Below are 12,983 nucleotides of genomic sequence, written 5' to 3'. Positions count from 1 at the left end.
TACTACTTTACAGTTGAAATATTTAACTCAATTTTGCAAATTGAAAATTTATAATAATTATCTTTGAAAACTATTTAAATCAATTATGAATAACACTGCGCCTACATTTGCTAAACAAGACAATCTGAAGTTCTTCAGAACTCTTAACTCACGAGTAAACAATTACTTCAAGGAGAATAACATCCAGAAAACCGGAAACTGGAAGCTGCACTTAAAAGCCGTTATTTTATTTGCTGTTTTCCTAACACCGTACTTTTTGATACTAACTCTTAATATGCCATTTTGGGCACAATTGTTATTAAACATTCTTATGGGAATTGGAATGGCCGGAATTGGAATGAACGTAATGCACGACGGAAACCACGGATCCTATTCTTCTAAATCATGGATTAATAAAATTATGGGCGGAAGTATTTATGTTCTGGCCGGAAACGTACACAATTGGCAAGTACAACATAATGTGCTTCACCATACTTATACTAACATTCACGGACATGATGAAGATCTTGATGCCGGAAGAATTATTCGTTTTACACAAAATGCCGAATGGCACCGTTTTCATAAATTTCAACATTATTATTCTTTTTTCTTGTACGGACTTTTGACTTTTAATTGGGCTTTAACAACTGATTTCAAGCAAATGAAAAACTACCTGAGAAGAAAATTATCTTACGGAGCACCACAAAGTCCAACTATATTATGGACTGTTCTGGTAATCACAAAAATAATCTACGTTTTAATCTGGATGGCCTTGCCAATGATTTTGGGCGTAACATGGTGGAAAGTGGTGATAGGCTTTTTCGTTATGCATTATACAGCAGGATTAATTCTTAGTGTTGTTTTTCAATTAGCACACGTGGTTGAAGAAACTTCAAACCCGGTTCCTAATGAAGACGGCGAAATGGAAAATACATGGGCAATTCACCAATTATATACAACAGCGAATTTTGCTCCAAAAAACAAAGTAATCAACTGGTTTACCGGAGGGTTAAATCACCAGATTGAGCACCATATTTTTCCACATATCAGTCATATTCACTACGGAAAAATTGCCGAAATTGTAAAACAAACGGCGATCGAATGCAACTTGCCTTATCATGAATTCAGAACCATGAGAGGAGCTGTGATTGCACATTACAAGCATTTGAAAGATCTTGGAATGAAACCGGAACTAGCATAAAAAAACCTATTAATAATTAACCTTCCTTAATAAAGTTGAAATTAAGGACATTCAAAAATTTTATAATGAATAATATTCTTTCAGACAGAATCAACAACTTAGCAACATCACAAACCTTAGCAATGGCTGCTTTAGCACGTGAATTAAAAGCACAAGGAAAAGACATTATCAGTTTAAGTTTAGGTGAACCGGATTTTAATACTCCTGACTTCATCAAAGAAGCGGTTAAAAAAGCAGTTGACGAAAATTACAGCACCTACTCTCCGGTTGAAGGTTATTTAGAATTGAGAGAAGCAATTTGCAAAAAATTCAAAAGAGATAATAATCTAGATTACAAACCCACTCAAATTGTAGTTTCTACAGGAGCAAAACAATCTTTATATAATATTGCACAAGTAATGTTAAATGATGGTGATGAGGTTATCTTACCTGCACCATATTGGGTTTCTTACTTCGAAATTGTAAAACTTTCAGGAGGAGTTCCAGTCGAAGTCCCAACATCTGTAGATACTGATTTCAAAATTACACCGGAACAATTAGAAGCTGCCATCACACCAAAAACAAAAATGATGTGGTTCAGTTCTCCTTGTAATCCATCCGGATCTGTTTACAGCAGAGAAGAGTTAACAGCTCTTGCAAAAGTGTTAGAAAAATACCCAAACATATATGTAGTTGCTGACGAAATTTACGAACACATCAATTTCTCAGGAACTTTTTGCAGCATCGGGTCTATTCCGGGAATGTTAGAAAGAACCATTACTGTAAACGGAGTTGCAAAAGCATTTGCCATGACTGGATATAGAATTGGTTACATAGGAGCACCGGAATTTATCGCAAAAGCATGTACAAAAATTCAGGGACAAGTAACTTCAGGAGCAAATTCAGTAGCACAACGCGCTACAATTACTGCTGTAGAAGCTGATCCAAGCGTCTTAAACCATATGGTTCAGGCTTTCCACACTCGTAGAGACTTAGTAGTTGGATTGTTAAAAGAAATTCCAGGAGTAAAAATTAACGTTCCGGAAGGAGCATTTTACGTTTTTCCTGACGTTTCTTCTTTCTTCGGAAAAACTTTAAGAGGAACTGAAATTAAAGATGCAAACGATGTATCAATGTATCTTTTAGCAGAAGCAAACGTAGCAACGGTAACCGGAGACGCTTTCGGTAATCCTAATTGCATTCGTTTCTCTTACGCAACAAGTGACGATATATTAAAAGAAGCTTTAAAAAGAATCAAAGAAGCTTTAGCATAACACCATAAATAATTTTATTAAACAGCTTAAGATTTAAAGTTTTATCACTTTATTTTTTAAGCTGTTTTTTTATTAAGTCATTTTGGGCGTGCCCCTTCGGGTCGGGCTATTCACTGCAAGTCCTCGCACTTCCTTCGTCAGGCTGTGGGCTTTTCGTTGCTATCCCTCACGCAAACAAGTAATGTGAGATTATTAAGTTTTAAAGAAAACACAATAACAAATTGAATTATAATTCGTAAAAATTAATGTAATTGATGGCAAACCCGACAACCTTTCAAAATTCCCATTCTACAATCTTATAAATCACGCGTAAAATTCTGTAAAACAAAAGTTTCTGTAAAGTCCCACCTTTGTAATATACATTAATTAAAAAATTATATTATGATACATACAGATGAAACCACAGAAAAAGCAGTTAGCACACTAGAAGGATTAATTTCAATTCTTGAAGATGGAAAACTAGGATATACAAATGCCGCTGAACACGTAGACAGCCCGGCAATCAAAACTGATTTTTTAGATTATGCCCGTGAACGTGCATTATTCATTGTAGAGATACAAGACGAAATCAACAAATTGGGAAAATCAACTGATACAGCAGGCGGAGGTCCACTAGGAGCATTACACCGTGCATGGATTGATATTAAATCATCCTTTACAAGTGGTGATACTGAAGCTATTATCAATGCTTGTATTACCGGAGAAGAAGCTGCTGTTGAAAAATATAAATCGGCATTAGATGAAAATCATCTTGATGGAAGTCAAATCAGTATTGTTTCAAAACAATTAAACAGTATCGAAAATACTTTGACTAAAATCAAAGCGAAAAAATTGTCATAATAATTGGCACTATTTTTTGAGAAGGAAAACTACTTGGTATTAATCAAGTAGTTTTTTTTGTTTTTAGCACAAAACTATTTCAAAAAAAGTCACTTCAGCATTAGCAAACTCAAATAAAATATATGAACTTTGCAAACTTTTTCCGTGAATACCACAGAAGCTTAAAGTTTTAGAAATGAAGAAGAAGATAGAGATATTAGCTCCTGCTAAAGATTTAATTGGAGGAATGGCAGCCATAAATAGTGGTGCCGATGCTGTTTATATTGGTGCTCCACAATTTGGCGCACGTTCGAATGCTAATAATTCGATTGAAGATGTAGCCGCATTAGTAAAATATGCACACTTATTTAATGCTCAGGTATTTGTCGTTATGAATACTATTTTGTACGATAACGAACTGGAAACTTGCCATCAAATGATCTATCAGTTATATGATATTGGCGTTGATGCATTGATTATTCAGGATATGGCAATTATGGAAATGGACTTACCTCCTATCGTACTTCACGCAAGCACGCAAGCCAATAATCGTGACGCGGATAAAATAAAATTCCTTAAAGATGCCGGAATCAAACGTGTTGTTTTAGCGCGTGAATTGAACTTACATCAAATAAAAACGATTTACGACGAAGCTGATGTTGAATTAGAATTTTTCGTCACCGGAGCTTTATGCGTATCCTTCAGCGGAAACTGTTATATGAGTGTGGCCAACGGAGAACGCAGTGCCAACCGTGGTTCTTGTGCTCAAAACTGCCGTTTACCTTATAATTTAATTGATGGAAACGGAGAAACGCTAATCAAAAACAGTCACTTACTTTCTATCAAGGATTTAGATATTTCAGATCAGATTCCAAATCTGATTGAAGCGGGAATCGTTTCTTTTAAAATCGAAGGCCGTTTAAAAGATGTAGTTTATGTAAAAAACAACGTTTCTTTTTTACGTCAAAAATTAGACAGCTTTTTAGAAGCCGAAGGAAGTGATAAATACATGAAAGCTTCATCCGGAAAATGCACCTATACTTTCGATTCTTCTTTAAGCAGAACTTTTAACCGCGGGTATACGGATTATTTTGTAAATGATAGAAATCACAGTATTGGTTCATGGGAAAGCCCAAAATCAAAAGGACAATACATTGGAAAACTAATCAGAACGGTTGGAAATGCTTACGAAATCGAAAACGGTGAATTATTAAACAATGGTGACGGACTTTGTTTCATCAACGAAAATAACGAAGCCGACGGAATCTACGTAAACAAAGCCGAAAACGGTAAAATATATCCTAACGTTTTAAAAGAAGTAAAAGACGGAACTTTTATTTACCGTAACAATGATGCGGCTTTTATTAAGATTGTTGAAAGAGAAGACAGTGCTGTTCGTAAATTAAGCACTAGTTTGTTACTTACTGAAAATGAAACTGGTTTCGAATTAATCGCCACGGACGAAGACGGAAATGTAAGTATCGTAAAATTAGAACATTCAAAAGAGCAGACTAAAACCGGAGAGTCAATCGAAGAAAATATTAAAACACAATTGGCAAAAACAGGTTTCACACCTTATACTGCTGATGAAATCAATATAATGTTCTCTCAAAACTGGTTCCTTCCTATTTCAAAAATCAACGAAATGCGAAGAAACGTTTTCGACCAATTATCAGAGATTCGTTTGGCAAATTACAAACGTGAAGAACATCAATTGGTAAAAACGTCACATCCATATCCTGAAACTAAACTGGATTTCATGTACAACGTTTCGAACAAGACTGCTCGTAAATTCTACGAACGTCACGGTGTAACCGAAATCGAAAAAGCATTTGAATTGCAATGGGATCCTGGAAAATCACGCGTGATGACTACCAAATATTGCATCAAATACGAATTAAAAAAATGCCCAATACACCAAAAAGATATCATGGGGGTTAAAGTAAAAGAACCTTTGGTTTTAAAACAAGGCGAGCTTGAATACAAACTAAAATTCAACTGCAAACCTTGTGAAATGGAAATTTGGGAAAAAGATGCCGAATTTGAAATTGAAGAAGATCATTTTCATTAAGATTTAAACGCAAAGGGATTACGCAAGGTTCGCAAAGGTTTTAATAATCTTTGTGAACCTTTTTTATTTTACCACTACGCACAGCTTTGTGTTCTTTACGTAATCCCTTTGCTAACTTTGCGGTTAAAAACATTTTTAGTTACTTTTACTACTCAAACATTACAACACTCCAAAATGAAAATACTACTCCTCGGTTCAGGTGAATTAGGCAAAGAATTTGTCATTGCCGCACAACGAATCGGACAAACCATAATTGCTGTTGACAGTTACGAAAATGCTCCGGCCATGCAAGTTGCACACGGCTTTGAAGTCATTAATATGCTTGATGGCGAAGCGCTGGACCGAATCGTAGCCAAACACAAACCTGATTTTATTGTTCCAGAAATAGAAGCCATTCGTACCGAACGTTTTTACGATTACGAAAAACAAGGAATCACGGTTGTTCCTTCGGCGAAAGCGGCCAACTTTACCATGAATCGCAAAGCCATTCGTGATTTAGCATCAAAAGAATTAGGATTAAAAACAGCCAAATACCAATACGCAACTTCAGCAGAAGAATTGCAAAAAGCCGTTCAGGAAATTGGGATTCCATGTGTAGTAAAACCTTTAATGTCTTCATCAGGAAAAGGACAATCGACAATTAAAACAGAAAGTGACATTGAGAAAGCGTGGCAATATGCCGTTGCAGGTTCTCGTGGTGATGTTATAGAAGTTATTGTAGAGGCTTTTGTTGATTTTCATTCAGAGATTACACTTTTAACGATTGCTCAAAACAACAATCCAACTCTATTTTGTTCTCCAATTGGGCACAGACAAGAACGCGGAGATTATCAGGAAAGCTGGCAACCCGCAAAAGTTTCTGAAGCAGATTTATATGAAGCACAGGATATGGCTGAAAAAATTACCGAAGCACTTGGTGGCGCAGGACTTTTTGGTGTCGAGTTTTTCTTAACTAATGATGGTGTTTATTTTTCCGAGCTTTCTCCCCGACCACACGATACCGGAATGGTAACTTTAGCCGGAACGCAGAATTTCAATGAATTTGAATTGCATTTACGCGCCATTTTAAGCCTTCCAATTTTCGAAATCACTTTAGAAAAAGCCGGAGCAAGTGCGGTTATTCTAGCATCGGAAGATTCTAACAATCCTACTTTTAACGGAATCGAAAAAGTAGCCGCTTTACCTAAAACCGATTTCAGAATCTTTGGAAAACCAACTTCAAGACCGTATCGCCGAATGGGTGTTATTTTAAGCCATGATTCATTAGCAACTCCAATCGAAGAAATTGTAGAACGCGCAAAAGCAACTTCAAAATTAATAATAGTAAATTCTTAAAAATGAAAAAAGTATTCTTTATAGTATTCCTGTTTATAGGAATCACAACACAAGCCCAAGACAAAAAAACAACTGATAAACCTCAAATTGTAGAAACTGCTTGTGGCGAATGTCAATTCGGGATGAAAGGTAAAAGCTGTGATTTAGCCATTCGTATTGACGGAAAACCTTATTTTGTTGATGGAACAACTATTGACGAACATGGCGACGCACACGCAGAAGATGGTTTTTGCAATAAAATCCGCAAAGCTTCTGTTACAGGAAAAGTAGAAAACGGACGTTTTAAAGCCACTTCATTCACCTTGATTAAAGAAAAATAATGAATTTAATTCTTGAAAATATTTCCAAACACGTTTCATTAACACCAGAAGAACAAGCGTTGTTTGTATCAAAAACAGAAACTAATTTTTATAAAGCAAAAACTATTTTATTAAGTTCAGGCGAAGTATGTAAACATTCTTATTTTGTGAATTCGGGAATTTTAAGAAGCTTCAATATCAACGACAATATTGTTGAACATGTTTTATCATTTTCATGTGCCGGCTGGTGGATAAGCGATATGTACAGTTTTTTTTCTCAAAAACCAGGACAGCTTTTTATTGAAGTTTTAGAAGACGCAGAAGTGCTTTCGCTATCTAAAGAAAACCAAGAACAATTATATCTTGAAATCCCAAAACTAGAACGCTTTTTCAGAATTTTAATCGAAAATTCCTTAGTTGCCAATCAACAGCGCTTAATGGATAATTTAAGTTTACCTGCCGAAGAACGTTTTGATAAATTCTGCAAAAAATACGGAACACTGGTACACAAAGTACCTCAAAAACAAATTGCTTCCTTTATTGGTGTAACGCCGGAATTTTTCAGTAAGATGAAAGCCAGGCTTTTGAAGAAATAGTTTTATAGCCACAGATTGCACACATTTAAATGATTTTTTGTTCGCCACGAATTTCACGAATTTACGCGAATTTTTTAATTCAATTTTAAGCAAATTTAATTTGTGAAATTCGTGGCAAAAAAAACAAAAAAACCAGTTCAATGAACTGGTTTTTCTTTGAATTAAATTTAACAGCAAAACTTAATATTCTTAATTAGGACTAAGACTTAATTCTCTTAATATCTTAATGGTAAAACAAAAAAATTAAAATTGCTCAACCTCCGTTGAATGTTTCATTGCGGTTGTGGTTGACTTTCCTATTGTTACGGTATTTTGTACCGCATCAAAATAAGAAGTCCCAACAAACGCCTGATGTTTTACTGCTCTGAATCCGTTTTTTTGTAAAGCGAATTCTCTTTCCTGCAATTCAGAATATCCTGCCATTCCGCGTTCTTTGTAGGCTTTAGACAATTCGAACATACTCGTATTCAGAGCATGGAAACCTGCCAGAGTAATAAATTGGAATTTATATCCCATTGCAGCCAGATCTTCTCTAAAAGTTTCCATTTCGGCAACAGATAATTTTGCCGCCCAGTTAAAAGAAGGCGAACAATTATAAGCCAGCATTTTATCCGGAAATTCTTTTTTCATCGCATCAGCAAACTTTTTAGCATAAACCAAATCCGGATTGCTGGTTTCCATCCAGATCAAATCAGCATAAGGCGCATAACTCAAACCTCTTGCAATTCCCTGATCGATTCCGTTTTTTACATAAAAGAAACCTTCATTTGTTTTTTCACCGGTTATAAATTTTGCATCTCTGGGATCAGCATCACTGGTTAATAAATTAGCCGCATCAGCATCTGTTCTGGCAACAATCAAAGTCGAAACCCCCATAACATCCGCAGCTAAACGCGCTGCAATCAGTTTATTAATGGCTTCCTGAGTAGGAACCAAAACTTTCCCGCCCAAATGTCCGCACTTTTTAGCTGAGCTCAATTGATCTTCAAAGTGAACTCCTGATGCTCCTGCTTCAATCATCGATTTCATTAATTCAAAAGCATTAAGGTTTCCTCCAAAACCAGCTTCTGCATCAGCCACAATTGGAACTAAATAATCTTTTTTATCTTCAACTTTATTTACGGTCTGAATCTGATCAGCGCGCAACAAAGCATTATTTATTTTTTTTACCACCATTGGCACGCTATTTACCGGATAAAGTGATTGGTCCGGATACATTTCTCCCGCCAAATTTGCATCGGCAGCCACTTGCCAGCCACTTAAATAAATCGCTTCAAGACCAGCATCGACTTCCTGAATCGCCTGATTTCCTGTCAAAGCGCCCAAACCAGCAACATAATCCTGACTTTTTAACTTTCTCCATAATTTTTGCGCTCCCATTTTGGCAATAGAATGCTCAATTTGATACGATCCCTGAAGCGTCACTACTTCTGTAGCGGTATAAGGACGTTCAACACCTTTCCATCTTGGGTTCGTAATCCAATCGTTAATCAATTCCTGAATTCTGTCTTCTGTTGTTTTCATAAATAGTATAGTTAAAGTGGTTAGTAAAGCATTTTATTCAATTAAAAATTGAGAATTAAAAATAAAAATCTGCGTTATCTGCTAAATCTGCGTGAAAAAATATTTTTAATTTTTAATTCTCAATTTTTAATTATTTATAGGTATTTGTAACATGGAATCGTCAAAAAGTCAACAAAATCGGGATTTACAACCAATTGTTCCAAGACCTTTTCAGCCAAAGGAAATTGGCGTTTTTCGTGAAGCTCCTCTCCTAATTCGTCTTTGATTTTCCTGAATTCATCTAAAGCCAATTCGTGATAATAAGCGAGATCTAACATTTTGCCATTATCCAAAACCACTTTATTTTGAAGCCATTGCCACAATTGCGATCTCGAAATTTCTGCCGTTGCCGCATCTTCCATCAAATTATGCAGCGCCGCAGCGCCTTGCCCGTTAAGCCACGAAGCCAAATACAAAACTCCTACGTTAATATTTTTTAGAACGCCGTTTTCTGTAATGATTCCAATCGGTGGTTCAATCAAATCTGCTTCTGTAATTTTGCGATATTCTCTTTTAATATGAATTTGATTTGGAGTTGGCATTCCTGCATCAAAAATACTTTTCGCCAATGAAACCAAATCAGGATGTGCGACCCACGTTCCGTCATGACCGTTTCGAACTTCACGTTCTTTATCCGTTTTCACTTTTGCGAAAGCTGTTGCATTCGCTTCCTCATTATTCTTAATCGGAATTTGAGCGGCCATTCCGCCAATTGCGTGAATTCCACGTTTATGACATCTTTGAATCACCAAATTCGAATAGGCATTCATAAAAGGTGAAGTCATATTTACCTGATCACGATCCGGAACAATGAATTTTGGATTTTTTCTAAACTTTTTGATATAAGAAAAAATGTAATCCCAACGCCCACAATTCAACCCAACGATATGTTCTTTCAACTCATAAATGATTTCATCCAATTGAAAACTTGCTGTTATGGTTTCAATCAAAACCGTCACTTTGATCGTGCCGCGTTCTAATTTTAAATAATCCTCAGTAAAATCAATTACAGTATTCCACCAGCGCGCTTCCAGATAATGTTCTAATTTTGGGATATAGAAATACGGTCCTGAATTATTTTCCAATAATCTTTTATGATTATGAAAAACATACAATCCAAAATCTATCAAAGAACCCGAAACTTCATTTCCATCAATCAAAAGATTTTTTTCAGGCAAATGCAATCCTCGTGGGCGAACAATTAGCGTTGCAATCTTTTCATTTAATTGATAGGATTTATGTTTAGCCAAATCTGTGTACGAAATTGTTTTATTTACAGCATCAATCAAATTCAGCTGACCGTCCATTAAATTTGGCCAGGTCGGAGAAGTACTATCTTCAAAATCAGCCATAAAAGTTTTTGCTCCTGAATTCAATGCATTGATTATCATTTTGCGATCAACCGGTCCGGTAATTTCAACTCTTCTATCCAACAAATCTTTCGGAATTTCTCCAGCTGTCCAATTACTTTCTCTGATGGCTTTGGTTTCTGCTGGAAAAGCTGGCATTACTCCCTGATCAAAAGTGACTTGTTTTTGATCGCGTTGCAATAATAACAGTTTTCGCTGCGATTCGAATTTTTTATGCAATTCGGTTATAAAAACAATCGCATCTTCTGTCCAGATCTTTGGATAAGAAAACTTCTTTTCGGCTAAAAATTCCATTGCCGTTTCGGTAATTTCTAATTGGTTTTTCATAGTTGTGGCTTTATTTTTTATTAGTAACTATTGGGTCATTCGGTGCAATTTATTTTAACACATAGAAACATAGAATTATTGAACTCTAAAAAGGCGTCTCACTTGCATTAACACAACACAAAGTTTTTTCTCATTTTATGTCATTTCGACGAAGGAGAAATCACACTAGAAACTCCGCAATAAAAATCGCCAATCTTTGTCGAGTTACGCGTGTGATTTCTCCTTCGTCGAAATGACAAACCACGATCTATCATACTTAATTATATCAGATTTCATGTTTTTTAAAATATTTAAATCACAACAACCTGACATCTAATATTTTCCATACCACAATATTAGAAAAAAGTTTTTTACAAAACAAGCGAACGTTCGCTAAATATTCAAAATAATATTTTGGCGATTATTTTTTAAATACCTATATTTGATTTATGGATATTGAAAAAGACTATATAAAGCTGATATTTGGACTAAAACTTAAACAAGTTCGCACCCAAAAAAATCTTTCACTTTTTGGCTTAGCCAAATTGACAAATCTTTCAAAATCGTACTTAAACGAGATTGAAAAGGGAAAAAAATATCCAAAAACAGATAAAATTTTACTTCTCTGTGAACATTTAGATGTTCCATATGATCAAATGGTGTCTCTAAAACTCAATAATAATCTTGCCCCAATTGGAGAAATATTAAAATCCGGTATTTTAAAAGAGATTCCGTTAGAGCTTTTTGGTATTCAGGAGAATGATTTAATTGATATTATTGCAAATGCTCCGGCCAAAGTCAACGCCTTTATCAGTACCATTATTGAAATTGCCCAGCATTATAATTTAAGCCGTGAAAGTTTCTTTTTGGCAGCGTTACGATCTTATCAGGAAGCCAGCAGTAATTATTTTGAAGATCTGGAAAATCAGGTTATTAATTTTTCAAAATCCTTTCAGATCAATTTAGATTCAAAAATTAGTATTGAAGAATTAGAAGCCATTCTAAAAGAAGAATATGAATACAAAATAAAAGAAATTGCTTTTTCAGAACAGGAAGCGCTGGGAGATTTACGCTCTATTTATGTCCCGAAAAGCAAAACATTATTACTTTCTACAGAATTAGATCATCCGCAGAAAGCCTTTATTTTAGCCAAGGAAATTGCTTATAATTATCTAAAAATATCAGATCGATTATTGACTTTCAGCTGGATTAAATTTGAAAACTTTGATCAGGTGTTACATAATTTTTACGCTTCTTATTTTGCAGGAGCTTTATTATTACCAAGAAAATTAGTTGTAAATAAAATCAATGATTTCTTAAATAATGAAAATCCAAAACCGGAAGAATTTGTAGCTTTAATAGAAAGTTTCGAAGTTTCGCCGGAATCATTCTATCAGAGGTTAACGAATTTATTGCCGAAAGATTTTAACTTAAAAAACTTATTTTTTCTAAGATTATCACATCCAATTGGTTCAGATATTTATCAGATTAAGAAAGAACTGCATATTACCAATCAGCAAGAACCGCACGCAAACGAAACCAATGAACATTATTGCAGAAGATGGGTGTCTGTCAAAACCATAGACGAAGCCATTAAACAAAACAAACCACACTTTTTTGATGCACAGATTTCAAGTTATGTCCATAGCGGAAACGAATATCTGGTCTTTTCATCAGCGACAAAAGATCCATTTGTGGAGAATAACATAAGAAGTATTTCTGTTGGAATTCTAATTACTCCGGCAATGAAAAAGAAATTCAAATTCATCGAAGGAAAACCTTTGGTAAAAAGAATCGTTGGTGTTACGTGCGAAACCTGTGATGTTAAAAATTGCCTTGAAAGAGCTGCACCACCAATTGCTTTGGAAAATAAAAAACGGCATGAGAATACAGATGCTGTTGTTCAGCAATTTATAAGTCAATATAGCTAATTTTAGATTATTAGATCTTTAGACTTCTTAGATTTGTTCGCAATCCTGTCATTCCGGAACGAGGAATAACGAACGTTTCAGAATCTTTGTAATTAATTTGCGTAGAATGGATTAAAATTTATCCCTACAATATCTTTTGTTCCTCCGGAACAATTGAAAAACCTCTGAACCTCTGCACCTTTGAGCCTTTGCACCTTTGCACCTAAAAAATCAACACCTCAGAACCTCAGAATCTTTTCTTAATCTACATTAAGTGCCTT

10 protein-coding genes are annotated in these 12,983 nt (G+C 35.1%); 8 read left to right on the top strand and 2 right to left on the bottom strand.

What is annotated here, in order from left to right; translation table 11 throughout:
* Nucleotides 1-85: 85 nt before the first annotated feature.
* From ACHRVX_RS11745 to ACHRVX_RS11715, 7 genes are all read left to right on the top strand, one after another.
* Nucleotides 86-1,180, top strand: a complete 1,095-nt coding sequence (locus ACHRVX_RS11745; protein ID WP_395332386.1) for a fatty acid desaturase family protein — start codon at nt 86-88, stop codon at nt 1,178-1,180.
* Nucleotides 1,181-1,245: 65 nt separating this feature from the next.
* Nucleotides 1,246-2,433, top strand: a complete 1,188-nt coding sequence (locus ACHRVX_RS11740; protein WP_395332384.1) for a pyridoxal phosphate-dependent aminotransferase — start codon at nt 1,246-1,248, stop codon at nt 2,431-2,433.
* A gap of 381 nt (nt 2,434-2,814) precedes the next feature.
* The gene (locus ACHRVX_RS11735; RefSeq protein WP_395332382.1) at nt 2,815-3,273 is read left to right on the top strand and encodes a PA2169 family four-helix-bundle protein; all 459 of its coding nucleotides are present in this window, start codon (nt 2,815-2,817) and stop codon (nt 3,271-3,273) included.
* A gap of 175 nt (nt 3,274-3,448) precedes the next feature.
* Nucleotides 3,449-5,323, top strand: a complete 1,875-nt coding sequence (locus ACHRVX_RS11730; protein WP_395332380.1) for a U32 family peptidase — start codon at nt 3,449-3,451, stop codon at nt 5,321-5,323.
* 117 nt (nt 5,324-5,440) lie between these two features.
* Nucleotides 5,441-6,658, top strand: a complete 1,218-nt coding sequence (gene purT / locus ACHRVX_RS11725; protein WP_395332892.1) for a formate-dependent phosphoribosylglycinamide formyltransferase — start codon at nt 5,441-5,443, stop codon at nt 6,656-6,658.
* A gap of 2 nt (nt 6,659-6,660) precedes the next feature.
* Nucleotides 6,661-6,978: a DUF6370 family protein gene (locus ACHRVX_RS11720; protein ID WP_395332378.1), complete on the top strand. Its 318-nt coding sequence runs from the start codon at nt 6,661-6,663 to the stop codon at nt 6,976-6,978.
* Nucleotides 6,978-7,553 carry a Crp/Fnr family transcriptional regulator gene (locus ACHRVX_RS11715; protein WP_395332376.1) on the top strand — a complete coding sequence of 192 codons (576 nt, stop codon included), beginning with the start codon at nt 6,978-6,980 and terminating at the stop codon, nt 7,551-7,553. The genes ACHRVX_RS11720 and ACHRVX_RS11715 overlap by 1 nt, the downstream gene beginning before the upstream one ends.
* 243 nt (nt 7,554-7,796) lie before the next feature.
* On the opposite strand, the gene aceA is transcribed toward ACHRVX_RS11715, so the two are convergent.
* Nucleotides 7,797-9,077 carry an isocitrate lyase gene (gene aceA / locus ACHRVX_RS11710; protein WP_395332374.1) on the bottom strand — a complete coding sequence of 427 codons (1,281 nt, stop codon included), beginning with the start codon at nt 9,075-9,077 and terminating at the stop codon, nt 7,797-7,799.
* 134 nt (nt 9,078-9,211) lie between these two features.
* A complete protein-coding gene (gene aceB / locus ACHRVX_RS11705; RefSeq protein WP_395332372.1) occupies nt 9,212-10,813 on the bottom strand; it encodes a malate synthase A in 1,602 nt (533 codons plus the stop codon).
* 428 nt (nt 10,814-11,241) lie between these two features.
* Between aceB and ACHRVX_RS11700 the strand changes: the two genes are divergently transcribed.
* Complete coding sequence (locus ACHRVX_RS11700) at nt 11,242-12,723, top strand: helix-turn-helix domain-containing protein (protein WP_395332370.1); 1,482 nt, start codon at nt 11,242-11,244, stop codon at nt 12,721-12,723.
* The last annotated feature ends 260 nt before the right edge of the window (nt 12,724-12,983 follow it).

The sequence above is a fragment of the Flavobacterium sp. FlaQc-47 genome (assembly GCF_044006475.1).
Taxonomy (GTDB): domain Bacteria; phylum Bacteroidota; class Bacteroidia; order Flavobacteriales; family Flavobacteriaceae; genus Flavobacterium.
The sequence above is the reverse complement of the archived record's forward strand: the minus strand, read 5'-3'. Positions and strand labels throughout refer to the sequence as shown.